Origin of the sequence: Polaromonas hydrogenivorans (assembly GCF_040105105.1) — a bacterium.
Classification (GTDB): Bacteria; Pseudomonadota; Gammaproteobacteria; order Burkholderiales; family Burkholderiaceae_C; genus Polaromonas; species Polaromonas hydrogenivorans.
Window position 1 is genome coordinate 277,775 of sequence record NZ_CP157675.1, and the last position, 23,929, is coordinate 301,703.

General features: G+C 62.5%; 22 protein-coding genes. 10 read left to right on the forward strand and 12 right to left on the reverse strand.

Annotation, left to right across the window (positions count from 1 at the left end; all coding sequences use genetic code 11):
• A complete protein-coding gene (locus ABLV49_RS01430) occupies positions 1 to 732 on the forward strand; it encodes a YggS family pyridoxal phosphate-dependent enzyme (RefSeq protein ID WP_349279889.1) in 732 nt (243 codons plus the stop codon).
• A 5-nt stretch (positions 733 to 737) separates the two neighbouring features.
• On the opposite strand, the gene ABLV49_RS01435 is transcribed toward ABLV49_RS01430, so the two are convergent.
• Positions 738 to 3,200: a sensor domain-containing protein gene (locus ABLV49_RS01435; protein WP_349279890.1), complete on the reverse strand. Its 2,463-nt coding sequence runs from the start codon at positions 3,198 to 3,200 to the stop codon at positions 738 to 740.
• Between the two features lie 11 nt (positions 3,201 to 3,211).
• Entirely contained in the window at positions 3,212 to 4,402 is a 1,191-nt protein-coding gene (gene wecB, locus ABLV49_RS01440) for a non-hydrolyzing UDP-N-acetylglucosamine 2-epimerase (protein ID WP_349279891.1), read from the reverse strand.
• Positions 4,403 to 4,493: 91 nt separating this feature from the next.
• Between wecB and ABLV49_RS01445 the strand changes: the two genes are divergently transcribed.
• The 8 genes from ABLV49_RS01445 (at position 4,494) to ABLV49_RS01480 (ending at position 11,131) form a co-directional block, all read left to right on the forward strand.
• A complete protein-coding gene (locus ABLV49_RS01445) occupies positions 4,494 to 4,754 on the forward strand; it encodes a hypothetical protein (protein WP_349279892.1) in 261 nt (86 codons plus the stop codon).
• Between the two features lie 45 nt (positions 4,755 to 4,799).
• Positions 4,800 to 5,129, forward strand: coding sequence for an RNA-binding protein (locus ABLV49_RS01450; RefSeq protein WP_349279893.1), 330 nt, complete (start codon positions 4,800 to 4,802; stop codon positions 5,127 to 5,129).
• A gap of 49 nt (positions 5,130 to 5,178) precedes the next feature.
• Positions 5,179 to 6,609, forward strand: coding sequence for a glycosyltransferase family 2 protein (locus ABLV49_RS01455; protein ID WP_349279894.1), 1,431 nt, complete (start codon positions 5,179 to 5,181; stop codon positions 6,607 to 6,609).
• Positions 6,606 to 7,649, forward strand: a complete 1,044-nt coding sequence (locus tag ABLV49_RS01460; protein ID WP_349279895.1) for a polymer-forming cytoskeletal protein — start codon at positions 6,606 to 6,608, stop codon at positions 7,647 to 7,649. Before ABLV49_RS01455 ends, ABLV49_RS01460 begins: the two co-directional genes overlap by 4 nt.
• Positions 7,646 to 8,674 (forward strand): hypothetical protein, encoded by a 1,029-nt coding sequence (locus tag ABLV49_RS01465; protein WP_349279896.1) that lies wholly within the window; start codon positions 7,646 to 7,648, stop codon positions 8,672 to 8,674. Before ABLV49_RS01460 ends, ABLV49_RS01465 begins: the two co-directional genes overlap by 4 nt.
• A 61-nt stretch (positions 8,675 to 8,735) precedes the next feature.
• Entirely contained in the window at positions 8,736 to 9,566 is an 831-nt protein-coding gene (locus ABLV49_RS01470; protein WP_349279897.1) for a YaiO family outer membrane beta-barrel protein, read from the forward strand.
• 9 nt (positions 9,567 to 9,575) lie between these two features.
• Entirely contained in the window at positions 9,576 to 10,415 is an 840-nt protein-coding gene (locus ABLV49_RS01475) for a hypothetical protein (protein ID WP_349279898.1), read from the forward strand.
• A 158-nt stretch (positions 10,416 to 10,573) separates the two neighbouring features.
• Positions 10,574 to 11,131 (forward strand): bactofilin family protein, encoded by a 558-nt coding sequence (locus ABLV49_RS01480; protein ID WP_349279899.1) that lies wholly within the window; start codon positions 10,574 to 10,576, stop codon positions 11,129 to 11,131.
• A gap of 137 nt (positions 11,132 to 11,268) precedes the next feature.
• Here ABLV49_RS01480 and ABLV49_RS01485 read toward each other — a convergent pair whose 3' ends face one another.
• The 9 genes from ABLV49_RS01485 to ABLV49_RS01525 form a co-directional block, all read right to left on the reverse strand.
• On the reverse strand, positions 11,269 to 11,994 hold the full coding sequence (locus ABLV49_RS01485; RefSeq protein ID WP_011799721.1) for an LrgB family protein: 726 nt from the start codon (positions 11,992 to 11,994) through the stop codon (positions 11,269 to 11,271).
• Positions 11,987 to 12,370, reverse strand: a complete 384-nt coding sequence (locus tag ABLV49_RS01490) for a CidA/LrgA family protein (RefSeq protein ID WP_349279900.1) — start codon at positions 12,368 to 12,370, stop codon at positions 11,987 to 11,989. The genes ABLV49_RS01485 and ABLV49_RS01490 overlap by 8 nt, the downstream gene beginning before the upstream one ends.
• Positions 12,371 to 12,408: 38 nt before the next feature.
• Complete coding sequence (locus ABLV49_RS01495) at positions 12,409 to 13,911, reverse strand: FAD-linked oxidase C-terminal domain-containing protein (protein WP_349279901.1); 1,503 nt, start codon at positions 13,909 to 13,911, stop codon at positions 12,409 to 12,411.
• A gap of 240 nt (positions 13,912 to 14,151) precedes the next feature.
• Positions 14,152 to 15,051 carry a LysR substrate-binding domain-containing protein gene (locus ABLV49_RS01500; RefSeq protein WP_349281560.1) on the reverse strand — a complete coding sequence of 300 codons (900 nt, stop codon included), beginning with the start codon at positions 15,049 to 15,051 and terminating at the stop codon, positions 14,152 to 14,154.
• A 94-nt stretch (positions 15,052 to 15,145) separates the two neighbouring features.
• The gene (purU, locus tag ABLV49_RS01505) at positions 15,146 to 15,994 is read right to left on the reverse strand and encodes a formyltetrahydrofolate deformylase (RefSeq protein WP_349279902.1); all 849 of its coding nucleotides are present in this window, start codon (positions 15,992 to 15,994) and stop codon (positions 15,146 to 15,148) included.
• Positions 15,995 to 16,069: 75 nt separating this feature from the next.
• Positions 16,070 to 16,912 (reverse strand): ChaN family lipoprotein, encoded by an 843-nt coding sequence (locus ABLV49_RS01510; protein WP_349279903.1) that lies wholly within the window; start codon positions 16,910 to 16,912, stop codon positions 16,070 to 16,072.
• 181 nt (positions 16,913 to 17,093) lie between these two features.
• Complete coding sequence (locus ABLV49_RS01515; RefSeq protein ID WP_349279904.1) at positions 17,094 to 18,230, reverse strand: ABC transporter substrate-binding protein; 1,137 nt, start codon at positions 18,228 to 18,230, stop codon at positions 17,094 to 17,096.
• Positions 18,231 to 18,455: 225 nt separating this feature from the next.
• Positions 18,456 to 18,737, reverse strand: coding sequence for a BTH_I0359 family protein (locus ABLV49_RS01520; protein ID WP_349279905.1), 282 nt, complete (start codon positions 18,735 to 18,737; stop codon positions 18,456 to 18,458).
• A gap of 76 nt (positions 18,738 to 18,813) precedes the next feature.
• Complete coding sequence (locus tag ABLV49_RS01525) at positions 18,814 to 19,977, reverse strand: DUF3108 domain-containing protein (RefSeq protein WP_349279906.1); 1,164 nt, start codon at positions 19,975 to 19,977, stop codon at positions 18,814 to 18,816.
• A 50-nt stretch (positions 19,978 to 20,027) separates the two neighbouring features.
• On the opposite strand from ABLV49_RS01525, the gene ABLV49_RS01530 reads away from it, so the two are divergent.
• A complete protein-coding gene (locus tag ABLV49_RS01530) occupies positions 20,028 to 21,011 on the forward strand; it encodes a fumarylacetoacetate hydrolase family protein (RefSeq protein ID WP_349279907.1) in 984 nt (327 codons plus the stop codon).
• Positions 21,012 to 21,099: 88 nt separating this feature from the next.
• Here ABLV49_RS01530 and ABLV49_RS01535 read toward each other — a convergent pair whose 3' ends face one another.
• Positions 21,100 to 23,334 carry a polysaccharide deacetylase family protein gene (locus ABLV49_RS01535; protein WP_349279908.1) on the reverse strand — a complete coding sequence of 745 codons (2,235 nt, stop codon included), beginning with the start codon at positions 23,332 to 23,334 and terminating at the stop codon, positions 21,100 to 21,102.
• Between the last annotated feature and the right edge of the window lie 595 nt (positions 23,335 to 23,929).

The window sequence follows — 23,929 nt, forward strand, 5'->3', positions numbered from 1 at the left end:
ATGACCACGATTGCTCATCATTTACGTCTTGTCCACGACCGGATCAACGCCGCCTGTCTTGCCGCCGGGCGTGACCCCTGCGGCGTGCGGCTGCTGGCGGTTTCCAAAACCTTTGGCGCCGATGCGGTGGCCGATGCGCTGGCCGCCGGACAGCATGCCTTTGGCGAGAACTACATTGTCGAGGGCGTCGAAAAAATCCTGGCGCTGCGCCGCTGGCAGGCGCAAGAAGCGGCGCGCAGCGGCGTGGCGGCAGCGGCGCTGGAGTGGCACTGCATCGGACCGATCCAGAGCAACAAGACGCGGCCGGTGGCCGAACACTTCGACTGGGTGCACTCGGTGGACCGGCTGAAAATCGCCCAGCGCCTGAGCGAGCAGCGCCCGCCTGCGCTGGCGCCGCTGCAAATCTGCCTGCAGGTCAACATCGATGGCGGCGCGAACAAGTCAGGCCTGGCGCCCGAAGATGTCCGGGCGCTGGCCGAAGAGGTCGCCCGGCTGCCGCGACTGGTGCTTCGCGGCTTGATGGCGATTCCCGATCCTGCTATTGATTTTGTAGCTGCTTGCGAAATCCACGCAAGCGCAAAAGCCATTTTTGATCATATAAATGCATCCGGCGTGCTGGCCGTGCCGATGGACACGCTGTCGCTCGGCATGACGGCCGACCTGGAGGCCGCCATCCATGCTGGCAGCACCATGGTTCGGGTGGGGACGGCGATTTTTGGCGGGCGCGGCTGAACCGGCTAGGCCGTTTGAAGCTTCAGGGGCGGGCTCTGCGCGATCAGGTAAGCCTCCAGCGCTTCAATCGGCAGCGGCGCTGAAAACAAAAAACCCTGGAACTGGTCGCAGCCCTCGGCAATCAGGAAGTCCTGCTGGGCCTGGGTTTCCACGCCCTCGGCCACCACTTTCAGGTTCAGGCTATGGGCCAGGGTGATGATGGTGCGGGAAATGGCGGCATCGGCCGGGTCGGTCAGCACTTCGGCGACAAAGCTCTTGTCGATCTTGAGCTGGTCCAGCGGCAGGCGCTTGAGCAAGGACAGCGACGAGTAGCCCATGCCGAAATCGTCAAGCGCCAGCGTCACGCCCAGCGCCTTGAGCGTACCCATCCGGGCCAGCGTGACGTCCATGCCGTCGGCCAGCAGGGTTTCGGTGAGTTCGAGCTTGAGGTGCTGCGGCTTGACCCCGGTGCGCCGGATCTCGGCCATCACCTGGTCCACGAAATCGGGATGCCGGAACTGGCGCACGCTGACATTCACCGCAATGCTCAAATCGGCGGCCTGCGGCCACGCTGCCCAGGCCGCGAGTTGTTCGCAGGCGGTGGCCAGCGCCCACCGGCCCAGCGGCAAGATCAAGCCGGTTTCTTCGGCCATCGGAATGAAGTCGGTCGGCATGACCAGCCCGCGCCGGGGATGTTGCCAGCGCAGCAGGGCCTCGACGCCGTTCACGCGCCCCTGGCGATCCACCTGGGGCTGGTAATGCAGAACAAACTCCTGCTTTTTCAGCGCAATATGCAGCTCGGAACTGACGGCGGCGTTGGCATTGACGGCGGCCTGCATCTCGGGGTCAAAAAAGCACAGCGCGTTGCGGCCCGTGGTCTTGGCCTGGTACATCGCCAGGTCGGCCTGCTTGAGCACTTCGCTGACGCTGTCATGGGCGGCATTGAGCGAGGTCACGCCGATGCTGGAGGTGGTGTAGTGCTGGTGTCCGCCCAGGTCAAACGGTTCGCGCAATTGCTCAAGCACTTTTTCAGCCAGTTTTTGGGCATTTGCGGCGGCGCTGCCTGCGTCGTCGCCCAGGTTTTCCAGCAGCACGACAAATTCATCGCCGCCCAGCCGCGCCACCATGTCGCTGTCCTCGACACAGCCTGCCAGCCGTTCGGCGACCTGCTGCAGCAGCAGGTCGCCCTTGTGGTGGCCCAGGGTGTCGTTCAGGACCTTGAGCTTGTCCACGTCGATGAACATCAGGGCGCCCTGGCGCCGCAGGTGGGCGCTTTGGGCCATCACCTGCTCCAGCCGGTTCAGCAGCATCAGCCGGTTGGGCAGGGTCGTCAGCGGGTCATAAAAGGCCAGCTGGTGAATGGCGTCGGCGTTGACCTTGCGCTGGGTGATGTCGCGCCCCACGGCGACCCAGTGCGTGAGTTCGTCCGCCGTCACCGCCACCTGGACGATCTCCAGTTCGAGCCAGAAGCAGCTGCCGTTCTTGCGGTAGATCAGCAACTCGCTGCGCGCATGCCGCTTGCGCAGCAGCATTTTGGTCATGCCCTGCAATTCGTCCTGCACGGCCCCCGGTCCAAAAAGCTTGCGCGGCGTCTGGCCCAGCACTTCATGGCCGCTGTAGCCGGTGTGCTCTTCAAAGGCCTGGTTGACGAACACGATATAGGGCACTTTTGGCGATCCAGACTGGGCCTCGGCGATGAGCACGATGTCGTTGAGCCGTGAGATGCAGGTTTCCAGCAGCATCAGCTGCTCCTGCGACTTGCGCCGCTTGCTCACATCGCGAAAGTACACCGCCAGGCCTTCGGCGAAGGGATAGGCACGCACTTCGAGCCATTTTCCCAGGCCGGGGTAAAAATCCTCGAATTCAACCTGCCGGTTGGTGGCAATGGAGCGCTGCAGTTCCTGGCGCAGGCGCTGGTTCTTGTCGGTGACCAGGATCAGCCAGATTTCCTTGCCCAGCAGCTCGCCGGTGGTGTGCCGCAGCAGCTGTTCACTTTTCTGGTTGAGGTAGGTAAAGCCGCACTGAGGGTCCAGGGTGACAAAGGCTTCGGTGATGCTGGCCAGCGTGGTGGTCAGCCGCATGGCCAGGTGAAGCGTCTCCTGCTGGGCCTGTTTCTGGGTCGAGATGTCCTGCAGCACGCCCTGCAGGCTTTTTATCTGGCCGCGCTTGTTTTTCACGGCTTCGCAGGCAATGCGAACCCATTTGCGGCACAACGGGGTGTCGATCTGCATTTCTTCGTCAAAAGCAGTGCCATGGCTGCTGCACTGCTGCAGCAGCCCTGCGATGCGGTCCCGGTACTCGGGCGCGAGGCGGCCTGCCAGTTCATCCCATGTGAGCGGGGCATCGGCCGGCAGGTCCAGGATGGCGGCGAATTCGCTGGAATACGTGAGCAGTTGCAGTTCGGGCAGGTCCAGCGTCCAACTGCCGATATGCGCAATGCGCTCGGTCATGGCCAGGCGATGGCTGGTCTGCTGCAAGGCGGTTGGCACCTGGCCTCCCGTCAGGTCTGGACTGCCAGGGATGAAGCCGGGCGGGATGGCTGCCCGGCCGCATGCGCAAACAGCTGTTTGTCGGCCAGCAGCGTTTGCGCAATGCGCTCGCAGGCAAAGCCGTCGCCATAAGGATTGTGGGCAAAAGCCATGGCTTCGTAAGCCTCGGTGTTGCCGAGCAGCAAGCTGGCCTGGCCAGCGATTTCGTCGGCATTCGTGCCGACCAGCCTGACGGTGCCGGCCTCGACGGCTTCGGGGCGCTCGGTGGTGTCCCGCATCACCAGCACCGGCTTGCCCAGCGACGGCGCTTCTTCCTGGATGCCGCCGGAGTCGGTCAGGATGAGCGTGCTCCTGTCCATCAAGTAAACAAAAGGCAGGTAGTCCAGCGGCTCGATCAGGTGCACGTTGTCCACGCCGCCCAGCAGCCGCCTGACCGGCTCCTGCACCTGGGGGTTGAGGTGGACCGGATAGACCACCTGCACGCCGGCATTGTTTTTGGCGATGCGGGCCAGCGCCTGGCAGATGTCTTCAAACCCTTGGCCAAAGTTTTCACGCCGGTGGCCGGTCACCAGCACCAGTCGCCTGGCAGGGTCAAGAAAGCTGAAATCCTTTTCAAATTGTTGTCGCAGGTCAGTATTGGTAACTATTTTTTCGCGCACCTGCAGCAGTGCGTCAATCACCGTGTTGCCCGTGACATGGATGGTTTCGGGCGCGACGCCTTCCCTGAGCAGGTTGCCGCGCGAGGTGGCCGTCGGGGCGAAGTGCCATTGCGCCAGCGTGCTGGTGAGCTTGCGGTTGGCCTCTTCGGGCCAGGGCGAATACAGGTTGCCGGTGCGCAGGCCGGCTTCCACGTGGCCGACCGGAATGCGCTGGTAAAACGCCGCCAGCGTGGCCGCAAAGGTGGTCGATGTGTCGCCATGCACCAGGACCGCGTCGGGCCGCCATTCGGTGAGCACGGATTTGAGTCCCAGCAACACGCCGCTGGTGATGTCATACAAGTCCTGGCCGGGCTTCATCAGGTTCAGGTCAAAGTCGGGCTGGATATCGAACAAATGAAGCACCTGGTCGAGCATGTGCCGGTGCTGGGCGGTCACGCAGACCTTGGCCTCGAAGGCCGGCTGCGCCTGCAGCGCCTTGACCAGCGGTGCCATCTTGATGGCTTCGGGCCGGGTGCCGAAAACCAGAAGAATTTTCTTTGTCATCTGAAATCCCCTTGTGCCAGCTCTGGTGGCGGACGTGTGTTGGTATTTTGCAAGGACGGCGCTTGGCGTCAGTCGCTCTCAAGACGAAAACGTGCCCGCCGACGCTCATGCATTCACGCTCAATCAGCGCTTTGCATTTATGCCTGCTGGCATTGTGTGTCCACTTGTCAAATATCAAGCCGCCATCGGATTGTGTTTTTTAGCCTTGCCGGGCATCGCTGCCGATGGGCTGGCTGGCTTTTATCGCCGAGGTCATTGGCCCTTGCGTGCCTGTATATCGGGTTCGGCGAAGCGCATCAAATCTGTTTTTATTTGCGCTTTATCAATTGGGGTAACCATGGGTTCACACTAATTTCGGGCTTCGCGAAAGCACTTAACCACAGCGAGGAGACTCACGATGAGCGCACTTGACCGACTCAGACATTGCCCGGATGTAGCGACCTTGAAGCCGGCGCTGCACAGGCTGTGCGAAACATTCGGACGCGTGGCCAGGCTCGATGTCCTGACCGCCGTGCATGAAGGCACCCGGCAGGCGATCTGTTTTCTCCGGCTGGACTCGCCGGAACAAGAGCAGGCACTCATGCAAACGCTGGGCGTGGGGCGTTTCGGGGGGGAAATCGTTTTTGTGGTGGATCTCAATTCGGCCGTGGACAACGAGGTTCAGGGACCGTCGTCCCAATGGGTCGAGTTCGACAGCCCTCGTTCGTGCGCACGGCCAGGCTTGTAGCCATGCCCGCCGCCTTCCCTCTGGTTGATCAGCCGTTGAAAGCGCCATCATGCAGCTTTTTCAAATTCATGCTTTTTTACGCAATGCCGCCGGGTTGAAGCGGTTCCCGGAGTGGCGGGCCGTGGCGGCCGTGGCGGCGGCGTGGCTGCTGGGCGCCCGGCCAGCCTTTGCACAGCCCATGCCCACCAGTGGGCGGATACCTTCGTTCAGTGAGTTCCCCCTGGCGGCAACCCTGGCCTCGGTGCTGTTCCTGATCGTCGTGATCATGATGCTGTATGCCGTGCGTCACTTCATCTTCACCATCAACCGCTTGCTCGGCGAGCAGCGCCATCCCTACCTTGACATTGCCATTGCACGCTGGCCCATGATCACCGTGTTCATTGCGGCCCACAATGAAGAAAAAGTCGTTGCCGGTTGCATTGAAGCGCTGCTCAATACCGATTACCCGGCCGACCAGCTGAAGATCATTCCGGTCAATGACCGATCAACCGACAAGACCGGGGCAATCATTGACCGCTATGTGGCACGTTTTCCTGCGCGTATTTCGCCCTTTCACCGCACCCTTGGAAAAGCCGGAAAATCCGCCGCCCTGAAGGACGCATTGGCTTTTGCCGAAGGTGACATCGCCATTATTTTCGATGCCGACTATGTGCCGGGCCGCGGCCTGCTCAAGCAGCTGGCAGCCCCGTTTTTCGATCCCGAGGTGGGGGCCGTGATGGGCCGGGTCGTTCCCGTCAACAGCGGCGCCAACCTGCTGACCCGAATGCTGGACCTTGAGCGCTCGGGCGGCTACCAGGTTGACCAGCAGGCGCGCATGAACATGAACCTGCTGCCGCAGTATGGCGGGACGGTGGGCGGTGTCCGGCTGTCCGCGGTCGAGGCCGTCGGGGGCTGGCATGACGACACGCTGGCCGAGGACACCGACATCACCTACCGGCTCATGTTCAACGGCTGGAAAACCGTTTACAGCAACCGCTCGGAGTGCTATGAAGAGGTGCCCGAGGAATGGAAGGTACGCATCAAGCAGGTCAAGCGCTGGGCCAAGGGCCACAACCAGGTCATGGCGCGCTACTGGTGGCAGTTTGCATGCAGCCCCTACCTGACCCTGGCCCAGCGCATTGATGGCTTGCTGCTGCTTTTTGTTTTTCTCATCCCTTTGCTCATGCTCATCGGCTGGGGACTGGTGCTGGGGCTGTACTTCCTCAACGCCGGCTCGATGCTGTCGCAATTGATTCCCATTTTTGCGCTGATGGTCTATGGCACCTTGGGCAACTTTGCCGCCTTCTTTGAAATCGTCATTGCCGTGTTGCTTGACGGCCATCGCAAGCGCCTGAGGTTGCTGCCGCTCAATATCCTGGGCTTTCTGGTCAGCCTGTTCGCGATTTCCGGGGCTGTCGGGAGCCTGGCGCTCGACGCTCTGTTCAAACGCGAGATGGTCTGGGAAAAAACAATCCGCTATCGCAAGGGGGCTGCCAAATGACGGTTGACTATTCCATCAACTACATCGCCTTCGCGCTGGTCTGCGCGCTGCTGATGCTGCTGCCGTTTTGGCCGGCTTTTCGGGAGTGGCGGCACCCGTCGGATGCGGCGGCGCTGCCGGTTTCGCCCGACTACAGCAGCGACATCGATTATTTCGCCCGGCGCCTGCAGGCCGATGTGGCCGCCAGACTGGGCAAGGGCCCTGCCACGGGTTACTCTGATTTCGACTTCGTGCGTGTGCCGGTGGAGAACATGAACTGGCTCAAGGCCTCGAAGCGGCTGATTTCCGCGCGTGGCATCAAGAGCCCGATGCCGGTTCGCACCATTCAGCCGCTGTATGTGCTGGGGAGCATCCATGCGGGCGCCGAGTCGTCCTTTTCAGTGCTCTACGCCACCGGCAATATCGAATTGGACAAGAAAAGCGAAATCCACGACTGGGCGCATGCCGACGGTGTGGTGCGCCTGGGCCACAAGAGCCTGGCCCTGCGGCGGATTTCGGCCGGCATGGCCATCGAACTGGGTGAGGAAGCCTGGTTTGAGCGTCTGCAGGCACCCGTTCTGTACTTTGGTTCGCGCACCAGCCATGCCTTGCCGCCTGCGCAAGCCGACCAGACGCCGGCAAGCTTTGCCGACCTGCCTGGCGCCGTGCGGCAAACCCCTTCGCTTTTCCTGATTCGCGGCGACTGCGAGCTTCCCGCCGGCAACATCTACTGCGGCTCCCTGATCGTGACCGGTTTCCTGACCGTGGGTGAGCGGACCACGATCACCGGCGACATCAAGTCGCGTGAAGGCATCAGCATTGGCCAGGGCGCCTGGGTCCAAGGCGCCATCACCTGTGAAAAGCGCGTGTATGTGTTCAAGGACGCGCGCGTCGCCGGCCCCCTGATTTCGGAGCGCGATATCCTGATTGGCGCCAATGCCCTGATCGGGCAGCCCGATGCCAACACCAGCGTCAGCGCGCGCAACATCATTGTTGAGAATGGCGTGGTCGTGCATGGCGCCATCTGGGCGCATGAAATTGGCATGGTGAAGTCGATATGAGGCTGGCTCCTTTCGTGGCGAGTTGCGTGCTGGCGGGCCTGGGTGCATTGGGTTTTCCTGCTGCGCATGCCGCTGGTGCCGCTGTTTCTGTTGTTGCCGCTGATGCCCCGCAGCTGGACCTGACTGGCTATACCGAGGAAAGCGGCGTCATTACCGTGCTGCACGGCGGCCATTCGTTCGATCCCTATTTCGCGATGCAGGCGCTGCTGCTGGCGAATGAAAACGGCATGGATATTTCCGCGCCTGCCGAAAAGTTTGTCAACTGGCTGGTGCCCTACCAAAAGCCCGATGGCACTTTTGACCGCTTTTGCCGCAGTGCCCCTAAAAAGTGGCTGGCCTGCAAGTCCGCCGATGCCGATGACTCCCTGCTGGCCATGTGGATGAAGCTGCTTGAAACCATGCCGGCCCAGCTGAAGAAAAATCCGGTCTGGATGAAGAGCTATCTGTCCAGCAAGGCGACGCTTGCGCGTCTGTTCCAGCCTTCGCGCGGCATCTACATGGTCTCGCACCTGTACCTGCATGGCCTGTTCATGGACAACCTGGAGGTCTGGTCGCTCAAAATTCATCAGCAGAGCAGCTTGGCCCCTGCGCAGCGCGCCGAAGCCGACAAGCTCGCGCAGGCCATTCGCGATACCTTCTGGGATCCGGTCAACAAGCGCTTTCTGGTCTCGACCCAGCTTGAGCAGCGGGCGGAAACGCCGGCCTTTTATCCGGACCATGTGGCGCAGATATTTCCGCTGCTGGTGGATTTTCCGTTGCTGCCAGCAGCGCCCAGGACTTACTACCGCAACTGGATGAGTGCACACCGGGCGGACTGGCTCAGCCAGGGCAAGACCGATTACCCGTGGGGCCTGGTGGCCGTGCTCGCCTTGCGCCAGGACGACAAGACCAGTGCCCGCTGCTGGATGCGCGAATCGGGCCGGCTGCGCCACACCTCGCGCTGGGCGGTCACTGACGAGACTTCGTGGCAAATCCTGAGCAGCAAGGGTTTGACGCCTGCAGCCAACACTGCCAATTGCAACTAGGTATGGCGCCTCCCATAATCTGCTCGTACCCGCTGCCTTCATTTGTTCACCACCCAAACCTATGTTCAAAAATACTTTTCTCGTCGCGTTGATTATTTTGGCCAGCGCAGAAACCGCCCTTGCCCAGCAGGCGGACCCTGGCAAGGACATCACCATTCCAGGTCCGCCGGTCCAGGTGTCCGAGGAAGCAAAACGCAGCCTCGAATTGACCATGGGCAGCCAAAGCCTGAACGCCGGTTACAGCAACTGGCGCGACGTGACCTTGCGCGGCACCTATGCGCAGCCCCGCAATGTGTTGCAGGGCGAGGTTTCCGTCACCCGCCGGTTCGACGAAGATGGCGCGTTTCTCGGCGTCAGCGATACCTACACCTTCAATGACGACTGGTTTGGATCGGTCGCGGTCGGCGCGGGCGACGGCGCTTTTTACCTGCCGCGCTACCGCGTCGATGCCGCGCTCTACAAAAAATGGCTGGCCGACCGCAGCCTCGTGACCTCGGTCGGGGTCGGTTACTACAACGCCCCCGATGGGCATAAGGACCGCAGCTTGTCCCTGGGTGCGGCTTATTACTTCACGTCGCCCTGGATCGTGGAAGGCGGCGTGCGCCTGAACCGCAGCAGCCCGGGCTCCGTGCACACCCAGCAAAAGTATGCCGCCGTGACCTATGGCCGGGACAAGCAGGACCTGGTCAGTGCCCGCTATACCTGGGGTGGCGAAGGCTATCTGGCGATTGCGGCCAATACCCAGTTGGTGAACTTCAAAAGCGAGGAGGCCAGCGTTGCCTGGCGCCACTGGCTCAATAGCAAAACGGGTTTGCTGATCAGCGCCAACCGCTACACCAACCCTTCCTACCACCGCTCCGGCATCAATGTTGGCATCTTTCACGACTTTTGAGGAGTTCCCATGCGCGCCGCCACACATTCCATTGCCGAACAGGCCCGCGAACACAACCGCATTGTTCACAAGGCCTTTACCGCGGCAAGGCAGATCCGCGAACGCCATGTCAAGGTGCGTCCGCACCGCGCCATCACGCCGCTAAAAGTAACGCCTTACCTGCTCGCGCAAACGGTCATGCTGCCCCTGGCGATTTTGGGCTTGTTGCTCTGGACCAAGCCGTTCTTGCTGGATTTCTGGCGCGCCTGCCTCATTTTCTGGTCGCGGGGGCTTGACCTTCCCTTCACCATTGCGACCCAGGTCAATCGAGCGGGGCAGTATGCCGTTCGCCTGTCTGGCGGGCCTGACAATGCCCCCATGCCAAGCACGACGAACTTGCTGGTGACCACGGCGATCACCCTGGCTGTGGTTGCGCTGTCGCTGCGCATGAAGGATGCGAAGCAGCCCATCAAATATCCGCTGTGGATTCTGTGCTTTGTGCAAAGCACGTCGCTGATCTATTTCTGGCTCACACCCTGGAGCTTTCCCTACAGCATCGCGTTGCATTGCGAAGAACTCATGACCATCGGTTTTATCGTGATGCTGGCGACGCCCTTCATGCTGGCGATGGGCTACTACATCCTGAACCAGCGCCTGTCGATCAAAATTTTCCACACCATGCTGATTCTGTTGTTCATGGCTGTCCTGGTTCCCCACCAGGTGCTTGCCCAGGCTCTCATCATGCAGGAGTTTTCAGTGCTGTTCATGCCAGTTCTGTACATCTGCTTCGGCGCCGTATTCGATGCCCTGGTCTTTGTCGCGCTGTATTCATGGGCGGTCAGCAATGTGCCGGAGAACGCGACCGTCTGAAGGCGCGGTGCGTGCTTCGGCCATCCCTCTGCAAGGCGCCAAAAGTCTCCTTGCCATGCGGTCTGCGTAAAAAATTAATTCGTTACTTCTCTTGCATAAGGTCCAGACCTTTGGGCTATTGCGCAACGTAGGATGAATCATTTTTGAAGGACATCATCATGGCGACCCCGTTTTTTGGCAAGCGAGACAATGAAATTCCAAGCTCCGGTGTACGCCCTGGCTCCGTCAACAGCTACACGGGCTCGGGCAGCAGCCCATCGGCCACGCTGCACCCCGCGAGCCCCCAAGGCGTGGTCAAGCCGCTGGGCAGCGAGCACGCCGCTTCCGCCGGACATGAACGGGAAAGCGGCAGCAAGCTGACCGTCGGCCCCAACATCAAGCTCAAGGGCGTCGAGATCACCGACTGCGACACGCTGGTGGTCGAGGGCACGGTGGAGGCCACCATGAGTTCGCGGGTCATCCAGATTGCGGAGCAGGGCACTTTCAAGGGCTCGGCCGAAATCGAGATTGCCGAAATCCGGGGCGAATTCAACGGCAACCTGACCGTTCGCCAGAAGCTGGTGATCTACGCCACCGGCAAGGTCACGGGCACCATCCGCTACGGCAAGCTGGTGGTCGAAGAGGGCGGCCAGCTCTCGGGGGAAATCGTCTTCGGCACGCAGGGCGCCAGCAGCAAGCCCGCCCTGATGGCCAAGCCCGGCCTGCAGGCTGCGTGAGCGATAAATAATGATAAAAAATGGCTTTTGCGCACGTCCAGTATGCGTAAGCAGCTATTGATTTGTGAGTATTTGTTCAGGCCAGCGGTCGGCGCGTCTGTTTTCTGGCATCCGATGGCCAAGGCTGCAAAGCCGGCTCAAAACAGCTTGAAAACCAGCGGAATCAGCAGCGAAGCCAGCACCACCTGCAGGCCCAGCGCCAGGCCCGCGTAAGCCCCGGCGTCCGCATTCACATGCATCGCGCGGGCCGCGCCAAGGCCGTGCGATGCGGTTCCCAGCGCAAAGCCACGCGCCGCCCAGCCTTCGGCGTCCGTCGGGATGCGCAAGGCCGCAAACAGGTACTTGCCGAACAGCGCCCCGACCAGCCCGGTAATCACCGCAAACACCGCCGCCAGGGCCGGAATGCCGCCGATCTGCTCGGCAATGCCCATGGCCACCGGCGCCGTGACCGACTTGGGCACCAGCGAAAGAACCAGCTCCTGCGGCAGGCCGAACAGCCGGCCCAGCAGCAGCGACGAGCCTGCCGCCACGCTGCCGCCCGCCAGCGCCGCCACCAGCAGCCGGCCCCAGCGCTGGCGCAGCTCGGCGCGGCGCAGCCAGAGCGGCCAGCCCAGCGCCACCACCGCCGGACCGAGCAGGAAATGAATGAACTGCGCGCCGGCAAAGTAGCTCGGATAGGACACCCCGGTGGCCAGCAGACCGCAGGCCAGCACGATGACCGACCACAGCACCGGGTTCGCCCAGGGTGCCTGTCCGGCGCGAAAGTAGGCGGCATGGGCCAGCACGTACACCAGCAAGGTCGCGGTCAGGCCGAAGAGCGGCGTTGCCGACAGATAGACCCACAACTGGACAAAATCAGACATCGGCATCCTTTGCAGGCGGGCTGGCCGCGTCAAGGGGCTGGCGGCCCGGCAGCAGGTGCAGGCTCAGCACCGTCACCGCTAGGCCGGCCAGGGTGGACAGCATGACCACCGCCAGCATGCGCACGCCGTACTGGCTGACCAGCGAAAGATGCGTCATGACGCCCACGCCCACCGGGACAAACAGCAGGGAAAGGTGCGACAGCAAAAATCCCGCGCACTCGGCAACCGGCGTTTGAACGGCGGGCCAGCGCAGCGCCAGCAGCAGCAGCACCATGCCGATGACCGGACCCGGCAGCGGCAGGGCCAGGCCGCGCGCCAGCAACTCGCCCGCCGACTGAAAGACCAGCAGCCAGACCATTCCGCGTAAGGCATTCATTGCTTGGGTTCCTCAAATAACGCGTGGGGCGGTTGATGTCAGAAGCGCGGCAGATCCGGGTGCGAGATCTTGCCGCCGCGCACCAGCATTTTTCCGTACTCGGCGCAGCGGTGCAGCGTGGGGATGACCTTGCCCGGATTGAGCAGGCCCTTGGGGTCAAAGGCGCGCTTGACGCCGAACATCTGCTCGTTTTCCGCCGCCGAGAACTGCACGCACATCGAGTTGAGCTTTTCCACGCCCACGCCATGCTCGCCGGTCACGGTGCCGCCCATGGCCACGCTGGTTTCCAGGATGTCGGCGCCAAACAGCTCGCAGCGGTGCAGCTGGTCGGCGTCGTTGGCGTCGAACATGATCAGCGGGTGCAGGTTGCCGTCGCCCGCATGGAACACGTTGGCGCAGCGCAGGCCGTACTTGATTTCCATCTCGCCAATCGCCAGCAAAATGTCGGCCAGGCGCTTGCGCGGAATGGTCGAGTCCATGCACATGTAGTCGGGGCTGATGCGGCCCGAGGCCGGAAAGGCGTTCTTGCGCCCGCTCCAGAAGCGCAGCCGCTCGGCCTCGTTCTGGCTCACGGCGATGGCCGTGGCGCCATGGCGTTCCAGCACCGCGCTCATGCGGCCGATTTCTTCCTCGACTTCTTCGGGCGTGCCGTCGCTTTCGCACAGCAAAATCGCCGCCGCGCTCAGGTCGTAGCCGGCGTGGACAAAATCCTCGACCGCCGCCGTCATCGGCTTGTCCATCATCTCCAGCCCGGCCGGAATGATGCCCGCCGCAATCACCGCCGCCACCGCATCGCCCGCTTTGCGCAGGTCGTCGAAGCTGGCCATGATGCAGCGCGCCAGCAGCGGCTTCGGGATCAGCCTGACGGTGACTTCGGTCGTCACGGCCAGCATGCCTTCGCTGCCGATGACGATGGCCAGCAGGTCGTAGCCGGGCGCATCGAGTGCGTCGCTGCCGAACTCGACCTCGTCGCCCTCGATGGTGAACCCCTTGACCTTGAGCACGTTGTGAACCGTCAGCCCGTATTTCAGGCAATGCACGCCGCCCGAGTTCTCGGCCACGTTGCCGCCGATGGTGCAGGCGATCTGGCTCGACGGGTCGGGCGCGTAGTACAGGCCGAAAGGCGAAGCCGCCTCGGAAATCGCCAGGTTGCGCACGCCGCCCTGCACCACGGCCGTGCGGCTGGCGGCATCGACCTTCAAAATCTTGTTGAACTTGGCCAGCGACAGCGTCACGCCCAGCTTGTGCGGCATCGCGCCGCCCGACAGCCCGGTGCCCGCGCCGCGCGCCACCACCGGCACATCGAGCGCATGGCAGGCCTTGAGCACCGCCTGCACCTCGGCATAGGTTTCAGGCAGCGCCACGACCAGCGGCCGCTCGCGATAAGCGGTCAGCCCGTCGCATTCGTAGGGCGTGGTGTCTTCGCGGTTCCACAGCAGCGCGTGGCCGGGCAGCACCGCCTCCAGGGCGCGCACGACCTGCGACTGGCGCTCTGCGCGTTCGAGGGAAGAGAGTTGCTGGGGCGAGGCGGGTGCGTTCATGGTGGGTTCCGTCAGTGAAAGCAAACTGTAGTCCAAGCCGTGCGCGCCGGGGGTGAAGAAATTTAAAGGAGTGTGTGAAATGCGAAAAGAGGGCATTGGGCTGGCGGCAAAGCTGTTTGCGGAAGTGCCGGAAACCGCATTGCTATTTTATTGATAGCTGCTTGCGCATGCCAGTATTGCGGAAATGGCTTGTTTGATGCTTAAACAGGGTTGAAATAGCGCATCAGCGCCAGCACAGCCCTACACCAGGCTCTTGCGCAGCCAGTCCGCAAACGCGGCGCATTCCCAGCGATCCATGGTGCCGGTGCGCCAGCACAGGTAATGCGCATGCGGGCTGGGCACCTTGCGGGTGAACATGTCGCTGGTGCCCAGCCGCACCAGCGAGCCGTTTTCCAGCCACGGCGCGCCCAGCTTGAGGCGCACCAGGGCAATGCCCATGCCGGCGGCGGCGCAGTCGCACATCAGGCCGATGTCGTTGAACTGCGAGCCTTCGACCGGCTCGGGCCAGTCCAGGTTGTTGGCGGCAAACCAGATGCGCCAGGGCTCCAGCGGGGAGCGCAGCAGGTTTTCGCCCAGCAGGTCTTCCGCCGCTTCGAAAGGGCCGTGTTCACGGATGAAAGAGGGCGAGGCCAGCGGCGTGACTTCGTCGTTCATCAGGCAGACATGCTCCAGGTCGGCATAGCGCCCGGTGCCAAAACGCACGATCAGGTCGGAGTCCTCGGCCACCACGTCGAGCAGCGGAATCGACACCTGCAGCGTCAGGTCGATCTCGGGATAGGCGTCGGTGAACTGGCGCAGGCGCGGAATCAGCATCGAGCGCGCAAAGGTCGGCGTGACGGCCAGGCGCAGCTTGCGCTTGCCGGGCGTGGCGCTCTGGCCGGCCATGCCCGGAAACTTCTGCAGCGTGGCCAGCCCTTCGCGCACATGCGCCAGGTATTCGCTGCCTTCGGTGGTCAATGAAAAATCGGCCCGGCCGAACAGCTTGGTGCCGATGATCTGCTCCAGCTGCTTGACCCGGTGGCTGACGGCGCTGGGCGTGACGCAGAGTTCTTCGGCCGACAGGGTCACGCTGCGCAGTCGCGCCAGCGCCTCGAAGGTCAGCAGGCACTGGATGGGCGGGATGCGCTTGGCCGCGCCGATGGGCACTGCATAAGCCTCCGGTGGTGGATTGGCCCTGACATGCCGGGGCGGCGTGTTTTCACCGGGGGAGGACTCGGCAGTGGTCATGGCGTGCCTATTTGAAAATCACGGTTTTGTGGCCATTGAGCACCACCCGGTGCTCGCTGTGCCACTTTACGGCGCGGGCCAGCACCTGGCTCTCGGTATCGCGGCCCATCGCGGTCAGGTCTTCGACGGTCTTGCTGTGGTCGGCGCGCGCCACGTCCTGCTCGATGATCGGGCCTTCGTCCAGGTCGGCGGTGACGTAATGCGCGGTGGCGCCAATCAGTTTTACGCCCCGGTCGTGCGCCTGGTAATAGGGTTTTGCCCCCTTAAAACTGGGCAGGAAGGAGTGGTGGATGTTGATGGCGCGGCCGGCGAGTTTTTTGCACAGCTCGTTCGACAAGATCTGCATGTAGCGCGCCAGCACCACCAGCTCGGCGCCTTCGGCTTCGATGATTTCCAGCTGCTTGGCCTCGACCTGCGCCTTGGTGGCGGCGGTGACGGGCAGGTGATGGAAGGGGATGTTGTAGCTGGCCGCCAGCTGGTAGAAGTCGCGGTGGTTGGAGATGATGGCGCGCACATCGAGCGGCAGCAGGCCCGACTTCCAGCGAAACAGCAGGTCGTTCAGGCAGTGGCCTTCCTTGCTGACCAGGATGACGGTGCGCATGGGCTGCGTGGTGTCGTGCAGTTTCCAGTTCATCTCGAAAGGCTCGGCGAAGGTCTTCAGCTGGCTTGACAGCGCTTCGGGCGCCAGCTCGTCGCAGGCAAACCGCACGCGCATGAAAAACAGGCCCGTGTCCGGGTCGTTGTACTGCGCCGCTTCTTCAATGTTGCCGCCATGCTCGAACAAAAAGCCCGAAACGGCATGAACAATGCCCCGGCGGTCAGGGCATGACAGGGTCAGGATGTAGGCGTGATTCATGGGGCTGAATTGTCGCAGGTGGCGTGCAGCAGGGGGTTGGCGGATTCCCGCCCGTGGGTCGCCGATTGGCGCGGCTTATCGGGTGGCTGCGGGAAGCTGTGCCTGCAGCTTTGCGCAGTGATCGGTGTCGGGCAAGGCCGGCGTGGTCCAGACGCTGTCAAAGGCGTCCGCCGTGTCCGTGCCCTGGCCCTGGCCCTGGCCGGCGCGCAGGTGGATGGATTTGGCCTTCAGGTCGGCGCGCAGGTGCTGCGGCACGCCCAGGCGGCGGTCGGCGTGGCCGTTGCCTGCCAGCAGCAGCACCGTCTTGCCCGGAAACACCAGCTGGTGAATCGTGTCGGCCATGGTGATGTCCCGGGCAATCTGGACGCGCGTCATCGGCGTGATCTGGCTTTCGGGCAGCAGGTTGCAGTGGCCGATGCGGATCGCCTGCTGCTGGGCCTTGAGGGCCGGGCCGGGCAATTGATGATCGAGCTTGCTGTCATTCACGCTGGCCTGCATCTGGTCCGTCGGCAGGTTGGCGCCCAGCACCGGTACGCCTGCGCGCACGGCGGTCATCACGGCGGGTCCGTAATCCTGCCAGGGCCAGGCCTTGTCGTCCCACTTCAGGGCTTTTCGCGCCTGCTCTTCGGTTGAGCTGGGCTTGAGTTTGGCGGTGCTGACGCCGACTTCGGCCATTTCCAGCGCCACCGCCGCCAGCAGGCCCTGGGTGGCCAGGCTGGAGACGATGTGCTGCTCGATACGGTGATGTTCCGCCGCATCGTGCTGCTCGCCGACCAGCAGCACGTCGGCGGGCAGCAGCTTGCCGAGCCGGGCGGCGGTTTCCAGCGCGCTGCGGCTGCCGGTTTGCTCAAGGATGGGCATTTCAGGCCGGCCGGCGCAGCCGGCCGCAAGCAGCAGCGACGCGGCGGCAGCCGTCATCCATGTGGAGCTGAAAGGCAAAAAGGGGCGAAATGTAAGGTGCATCGCTGGATACTAATGCCTTCGTCCCTGAACGCTTTGCGGTTTGCCCTTTGCAGGTGCGCCAGCGCTGGCTGGCGAGCCCCTGCCATTTGACGGGCTTGCGCGTCATGCCGCATGCGCCCTTGCTCGGCCCTGGCGCTCAGTGGCGGAATTTCGACTCGCGCGTGACCATGGAAATATCGACAAACGCCAGCCCCTGATGATTGCTGCTGTCATAGCTGGCGCGCAGGCCGTTGAGGTCGAGCGTAGTGCCTTCGAGCGCCGTCACAAAGCCTTCGCGCGAGGGGCTGGTGCCGGCCAGCCGCAGCGCGGCAACGAGTGCCTTGGCCGTCACGTATCCCTCAAGGCTGCCGTAGGAAAACTCCTGGCCCGGCATGAATCGCGCAAACTCGGTCTGGTACTCGCGCGTGATCGCGGATTTGCGCTCCCAGGGGCTGGGCACGACCTGCGTGAAAACCATGCCGTGCGACAGTTCGCCCAGACGCTTGACCAGTTGCGCCGAGGCGGAATTCACCGCGTAGAAGGCGGTCTGCATCGCCTTGTCCTTGGCCTTGCGAATGAGTTTCTCGTAGATGCCCACGCCGCCGTGGTTAAACACCATTTGCGCACCGGCCTGCTCCAGTTGCGTGACCATAGATCCCAACTGGGCGTCCGTGATGTCGGATTTGAATGGCAGGTCGGCCACCAGGGTCATGCCCAGCCGCTGGCAAATCAGCCTGACATTGGCAAGGTGCTGCTCGCCGGTTTCGGAGTCGGACCGAAGAAAGGCGACCTTGCGCATGCCCAGCGAATGGGCGTGTGAAAGCAGTGCAAAAAACTCCTCGCGGTGCTCTGCGCGAACCGGAAACACCAGCGGCTGATAGGGCCGGCGCAGGGTCGGCGAGCCCGCCATGGGGCCGAAAAAAGGCACCTTGAGTTCATTCGCCGCCTTCATCACGGCCACCGACGGGCCACCCTCGATGGAGCCGAACAGCGCGAAAACCTTGTCTTTCTCGACCAGCTGGCGTGCGTTGGTTTCGGCCTTTGCGCTTTTGTTGTCATCGTCCAGCGTTTTCAGCACCACCTGGCGGCCATTGACACCGCCGCGTGCATTGACCGCGCTCAGGTAGGTTTGCATGCCCGCCAGCACGGCCGTGCCGTAGTCGTTTTTTCCACCCTCCAGGGTGATGCTCTGGCCGATCAATAGTTGTCGGGCCGTGACGCCATCGACAGCCTGGACGGGAGCCCCGGCAAACAGTGTGGCGGACGCGATCAGGCCGGCAAGCAGTTTTTTCATGTTGTGAATCCCTGGTGAATGGCGAAGCGTTTTTTATTGCGGCCTCGCCAAACAAGTCCAGCGAGTTCGCCTGCTGTTTGTAATCCGGCCTTGCAATTTGAAACTGAAAAAGCACGCCTATGCGGGGTCAAAAAACCAGAAAATACGCCATTTCACCAAAAATTCACGAAATCGGGCCAGTCGTTCCTTTCTTATGCCGGTATAGCTATTGATCAGCTTGCATTTTTAATGCAAGAAAACCGGCGTCATGGCCAGCCCGCTGTAGCCTTCGAGCGTGTCTTCCACCTCTTCCTGGGTCGGCGTGTCCCTGGCCCAGGCGCTCAGGCGCTGCTGGAACATTTCCGCCCACGAGCCATCGAGATACACCTCCTTGCCCGAGCGCTTGTCCACGATTTCAAAGCCGTGGCGGGCCAGCTGGGGAACGGCCGGCTGGGGCGCGCAGGCTTCAGGCGCGTTGGCGTGAATCTGCACCACCACGAAAGAGTCCGAGTCGTAAAGCAATTGCATGGATGTGTCCTTGAGTCCTGGTGTCGTTCACCCGCAGATGGCCACGATGGGGCCAACTTCAAGGGGACACGCGTTCTCAGGGATGGCTCAGGTCGCTCAGTTGCTGGTCCACGAAGTCGCCGTTGGCCTGGGTGATCTTGTTGCGCACCGGCAGGTAGCCCAGCGCCGGGGCATACCAGACTTCAACCTTCTGGTCGTAGTCGCGCCTAGGCTGGCGCGACAGCTTGAGCGTTACCAGGTCGCCGAAGGGCAGGCTGAGCAGCTCTTCCTTTTCGACCAGGAAGGTCCAGTGGTCGGCATCGCGCGGCCCGACCGTGAGCGTTGAAAGGGTCGAGCCCACTGGAAAGCCGGCCGGGTTGCCCGCCAGCATGCCGCCGAGCTGTAAAAACACGCTCACCCGGTCTTGCGCGCCCTGCGTCCACGGCACGGAAGGCGTGTTGGCGCTGAAGCTGATCTGGCCCTTGCCGGGCTCGAAATGGGCCGCCACCTCGCTGCGCGACTTGTCGGAAAAGCGGCTGGGCGCCAGGCCCTGGGCGCTGAGCTGGCCGGTGCTGGTCAAGGTGCGCGAGCCGAGAAACAGCGCTTTGGCGGTCATGCTGGCATGGTAGCTGCTGCCGCTGTTTTGCCAGGAAAGTTCGCCCTTGGCGTGGTAGGTCAGACCCTTGGCGCTGCCGGTCATCTTGTATTCAAGCTGGGCGCTGGCGGGAAGCGCCATGGCGGTGACCGGCGTCTGCTTTGGCTGCGGTGGCGAGGGCGCTGCTGCGGCGCTGGCTGGCGGTGTCGCGGCGGTCGCGGTGTCGCTGGCGGCGGGAGGTGCGGGTGCGGTTTCGGTCGCTGGCGCCGAAGGCCATGGCGCCAGGCTGTCCGGCGCTTGCGGGGCAGGCGGCACCTCGGCGCTGCCAGGTTCCTGGGCGGTATCTGCTATTGAATTTATAGCTGCTTGCGCTTGCTGGTCGTGCGCAAAAGGCTTATTTTGCTTAAAAACAGGCTTCTTGACAGGCTTGACGGCCGGTTTGGGCGGGGGTTGAACGGCTGGCTTTGCCACAGCCGGCGGCGCGGGGGGAATGCTGCGGGTGATCAATGCCGGGACGCGCTTCTGAACGGGCTCCGGCGCCGGGCCAAGGCGGGCCGGCCGGGTTTGCAGCAGCAGCGCATGCGCCAGCAGCACCAGCACCGCCAGCAGGCCCAGGGTGCGCCACGGCACAATCTGGCCTGTCATCGGGGGGCTGAATTTCAGCATGTCAGAACGCATCGCCCGGCCATTTGCTCAGGATTTTTTCAGGATTTTTGATGAAACTTGCCACTTACAAGGACGCCTCGCGCGACGGCCAACTGGTCGTGGTGTCGCGCGATCTTTCAAGCGCCCATTATGCGACCGGCATTGCCAACACCCTGCGGCAGGTGCTGGACGACTGGCGCTTCATGGCGCCGCAGCTGCGCGACCTGTCCGACCTGCTCAACAGCGCAAAAGCGCGCCACGCCTTTCCGTTTGAGCCTACGCGCTGCATGGCGCCGCTGCCGCGCGCCTGCCAGTGGATCACGGGCTCGGCCTTCATCAGCCATGTGGAGCGCCTGCACAAGGCGACGGATGCGAAGCTGCCCAAAAGCCGCTACACCGAGCCGCTGATGCGCCAGGGCGGCGGTGATGGCTTCATCGGTCCGTGCGACAACATCGTCATTGCCAGCGACGCATCGGGCATCGACTTCGAGGCGCAGGTGGCCGTCATCACCGGCGACGTGGCCATGGGCGCCAGCCCCGAGGAAGCGCTGGACGGCATCCGCCTGCTGATGCTGGCCAACGACGTTTCCCTGCGCAAGCTGATGGCCGATGAGCAGGCCGGGGGCCTGGGTTATTTGCAGGGCAAGCCCATGACCGCCTTCAGCCCGGTGGCCGTCACGCCCGACGAGGTCGGCGACGCCTGGCGCCAGGGCCGGCTGAACCTGACGCTGCAAGCCACCTGGAACGGCCGCAAGGTCGGCCTGTGCGACGCCGGCGCCGGCATGACGTTTCATTTTGGCCAGCTGGTCTCGCATATGTGCAAGACCCGCCCGGCGAGCGCCGGCAGCATCGTCGGCTCCGGCCCGGTCAGCAGCGCCGACTGGAGCCAGGGCTACGCTTGCATCGCTGAAAAACGCGCGGTTGAAAGCGTTGACAACGGCAAGGCCTCCACCCGCTTCATGAAGTTCGGCGACACCCTGCGCATCGAGGTCAAGGGCAAAAACGGGCAGTCGGTGTTCGGGGCGATTGAGCAGGAAATCACGCCGGCGGCATGAAAAAACACGTCGGGCGCACTGCGGGGCGGCCGACGTGTTGGGCGGTGCGCAGTGCCCGGCAGGCCAGGCGCTTCAAACCATCGGGTTGCTACAAAGGCGCCGCATCGAAGGTGGCGTTCTTGCCTGCGGTGATGCGCACCAGCCAGTCGCTGCCCTGGTCAACGATGGTCATGGTTCCCGACACGGCCACCGGCCGCGCGTACTTGGTTTTTGGATAAGCCCAGGTCAGGTTGACCAGGTTGGTGGTGGTGTTGCTGGCCGTCACGCGCATCTTGCCGTTGGCGGCGATGGCGCTTTGCCATGTCGTGTTGGAACGCTGGACCATGAAGTTGCGCAGCCGGGTCATGGTGTACCAGCGGAACTTGCCGGCCGTCTGCTGCGTGTTGGCGTACTGCAGCAGGGTGGTCATCACGTTGGGAAACTCGACGGCACCGGGCGGGTGGGCATAAATCATGCGATTGGTTTCATTGGTGTATGAAAAGTCGATCAGATCCTTGTACCACTTGTTGATATCGGCCTCCGTGAACAGCAGTTCCTCGAACTCCTCGAAGGTCGCAGCCACCCCGAATGGTGTTACCGGCACGGCCCACATCGTCGGGTTGGGCAGTGCGCCGCCGCGATAGCTGCGGGTGACCGCTGACCCGGTATGGCTGAGCGAGTAGAAGGAATTGACGCCGTTCTGCTGAAGCCAGGTCACTGCCCACAGCGGATTGTTGCCTTGCGGGGCGGAGTATTCCGTCGCGGGTTTGACAATGGCACCTTGAACGGTAATGGCAGCTTGAACGGCGTCGCGGTTGAGCACCAGGTAGGGCTCGAACTGCGCCTGGTTGGTTTCATTGGCGTTCTCGCCGTAGTAGTCGTGAATCCAGCCGCCGTGGCTTCCCACCTCATGGCCCGTCGCGACGAAGTTCTTCAAATGCTGCTTCATCGTGGCGTTGTTGGGCAAATCGAAGCCCAGCTTGTCGCCCGGAACAATGGTGTCCGGTCCCGCCGTGATGTGGATGGAAAACGGCTTGTAGTTCCACACCCCCATGTTCTTGAGGGTCTGTATCGGCGCTTGGGCTTCCTTTGAGTCCAGGTGCCAGTTGAATACCAGTCCGCCAATGCCGTCAGGCACGTTGGTCAGGCGCGGCTGCTTGGCCGGTCCGCGTGCGAACAGGTGCAGGAAGCCGTGCATGGGCATGGAGTCCTCGTACAGCTTGAGGTAAGTCAACGGCAGATTCACGAACAGCACGCTGCCGGTGCCCACGGTACGGGTGCTGGCGACCAGGCCGTGCTGGGGCGAGGACATCAGCGTGACACCCAGCGCCGTTCCCTGCGTCACAAAGCTGGGATAGGTCAAGGCGCCATAGACATAGCCGGAAATGGCGTGGACTGGATCGGTCGCTGGGGGGCTCGCCTGCGTTAAATAGCGTTTGGCGCCCAGGGAAGGGTTGCCGATCCCACGGGTGCTGAGGTTTCTCAGCGCTTCCTTGCTGAGCTTGTTGGGCGTCACACCCGGCACAGCTTCGCGCTGGATGGCTTTTTCGTTCTTTTTACCTTTGTTATCAATGATTTTTTGCTTCAGTTTCTTGGCGCTTTCCCTGGTGCCCTCGGTGACGCCAGGCTCTGACTTGAAGTACTGCGCATGGTCATAGCCCTTCAGGCCGCCAGGGTTGGCGGGGCTGGCGGGCAGAAAGTCCGCGGTTGCCGTGGCTGGAGGGGCTTTTTTGCCGTTGTCGGCCACCTGTATGGCGCGTGGCGTGTCCGCAAGCGCCGTCACCGTGGTTGCCGTCTGGGTATAGGGAATCGATTTTCCCGGAGGGATGTGCAGCGCGCGCAGGGTGGACTCCAGGCCAATGACCGGACCCAGGCCCACGGTGCGGTCGCGCAGCGCGTCGTACAGCACATAGTCCACGCCCACCAGGTCGCTGAAGCGCGACTTGGGAATGGCGTAAAAGCCGGTGGCCGTGAGCGCGCCGGCGTCATACACCAGCATGATGTTGCCGCCCTGCGTGACATAGCTCTGGATGGTGGCGACCAGCGCATCGCTCATCGACACCTGGATCTGGTCGGGAACAATGATGCCGCTGTATTGCGTTCGGGCGCCAGCCCCGAGCAGCAGGAAGTCGGCATTGCGAAGAATCGACATCTGGTAGCCCTGCTCCTGCGCCGCATCGGTCCAGGCGGTGACCTGCACGTCATTGACGGCCAGCCCGTCGGGCAGCAGCAGCGCCATTTTCGACAAGTTCTGCGCCTGGGCCGCGCCCATGGCAAAGATCAGTATGGCGCCGTACAGCCAGCGAAACATACCCGAACCGGATCTCCTGATGGTGGCAAACATGGTGGCTTCCCTTCCGCGATTGAAATCTGCACTTGAAAATCAAGGAAAACATGCCTGTGGTTTTTCTGGCATGTTTTCCCCACACGAAGTGGACGCTTCCCGGAATTCAGCCCTGACCGCCCCTGCAGCCTGTCCATGACCAAAAATGCCGGGTCATGGGCGTTCTCCCTGAAGCGCATCCATTGGGCCATCCAGTCAAGTCCCGAGCGCTTTCGCACTTGTGAACTCCTGAATAACTTCGTGTCAGTCTAGATTTCGCATAGCTTGTACGCTTGATTTATATCAACGCGACCCATGCCGAAAAATCACTTCAAATAGGCAAGCCAGCCTGGGGAAAAAGAGCCGGTTTTGGGAGGCCAGGCCCTAGGGACGGGCCAATTGAAGCAAAAGCCGTCAAGGCGAGACAAAAGGAAAATTTTGTATCAAGCGCTGTCGCCGGCCGGTCGCGACGCACGGGTATCCAGGATTTGGCACTAAATAACGTCCCGTCCGTCATTCCCGCGAAGGCGGGAATCCAGCGACACGGGCTGAAGCGCTCCAACGAGTCTGGATACCCGCCTTCGCGGGTATGACGCAGGGACGTTATTGCTGACAG

What these genes read in the sequence shown, in the direction of transcription:
- ABLV49_RS01430 (WP_349279889.1), top strand. Translation starts at nt 1, where the DNA reads ATGACCACGATTGCTCATCATTTACGTCTTGTCCACGACCGGATCAAC.
- wecB (WP_349279891.1), bottom strand. Translation starts at nt 4,402, where the DNA reads ATGACAAAGAAAATTCTTCTGGTTTTCGGCACCCGGCCCGAAGCCATC.
- ABLV49_RS01450 (WP_349279893.1), top strand. Translation starts at nt 4,800, where the DNA reads ATGAGCGCACTTGACCGACTCAGACATTGCCCGGATGTAGCGACCTTG.
- ABLV49_RS01455 (WP_349279894.1), top strand. Translation starts at nt 5,179, where the DNA reads ATGCAGCTTTTTCAAATTCATGCTTTTTTACGCAATGCCGCCGGGTTG.
- ABLV49_RS01460 (WP_349279895.1), top strand. Translation starts at nt 6,606, where the DNA reads ATGACGGTTGACTATTCCATCAACTACATCGCCTTCGCGCTGGTCTGC.
- ABLV49_RS01465 (WP_349279896.1), top strand. Translation starts at nt 7,646, where the DNA reads ATGAGGCTGGCTCCTTTCGTGGCGAGTTGCGTGCTGGCGGGCCTGGGT.
- ABLV49_RS01470 (WP_349279897.1), top strand. Translation starts at nt 8,736, where the DNA reads ATGTTCAAAAATACTTTTCTCGTCGCGTTGATTATTTTGGCCAGCGCA.
- ABLV49_RS01475 (WP_349279898.1), top strand. Translation starts at nt 9,576, where the DNA reads ATGCGCGCCGCCACACATTCCATTGCCGAACAGGCCCGCGAACACAAC.
- ABLV49_RS01480 (WP_349279899.1), top strand. Translation starts at nt 10,574, where the DNA reads ATGGCGACCCCGTTTTTTGGCAAGCGAGACAATGAAATTCCAAGCTCC.
- ABLV49_RS01485 (WP_011799721.1), bottom strand. Translation starts at nt 11,994, where the DNA reads ATGTCTGATTTTGTCCAGTTGTGGGTCTATCTGTCGGCAACGCCGCTC.
- ABLV49_RS01490 (WP_349279900.1), bottom strand. Translation starts at nt 12,370, where the DNA reads ATGAATGCCTTACGCGGAATGGTCTGGCTGCTGGTCTTTCAGTCGGCG.
- ABLV49_RS01495 (WP_349279901.1), bottom strand. Translation starts at nt 13,911, where the DNA reads ATGAACGCACCCGCCTCGCCCCAGCAACTCTCTTCCCTCGAACGCGCA.
- purU (WP_349279902.1), bottom strand. Translation starts at nt 15,994, where the DNA reads ATGAATCACGCCTACATCCTGACCCTGTCATGCCCTGACCGCCGGGGC.
- ABLV49_RS01510 (WP_349279903.1), bottom strand. Translation starts at nt 16,912, where the DNA reads ATGACGGCTGCCGCCGCGTCGCTGCTGCTTGCGGCCGGCTGCGCCGGC.
- ABLV49_RS01515 (WP_349279904.1), bottom strand. Translation starts at nt 18,230, where the DNA reads ATGAAAAAACTGCTTGCCGGCCTGATCGCGTCCGCCACACTGTTTGCC.
- ABLV49_RS01520 (WP_349279905.1), bottom strand. Translation starts at nt 18,737, where the DNA reads ATGCAATTGCTTTACGACTCGGACTCTTTCGTGGTGGTGCAGATTCAC.
- ABLV49_RS01525 (WP_349279906.1), bottom strand. Translation starts at nt 19,977, where the DNA reads ATGCTGAAATTCAGCCCCCCGATGACAGGCCAGATTGTGCCGTGGCGC.
- ABLV49_RS01530 (WP_349279907.1), top strand. Translation starts at nt 20,028, where the DNA reads ATGAAACTTGCCACTTACAAGGACGCCTCGCGCGACGGCCAACTGGTC.
- ABLV49_RS01535 (WP_349279908.1), bottom strand. Translation starts at nt 23,334, where the DNA reads ATGTTTGCCACCATCAGGAGATCCGGTTCGGGTATGTTTCGCTGGCTG.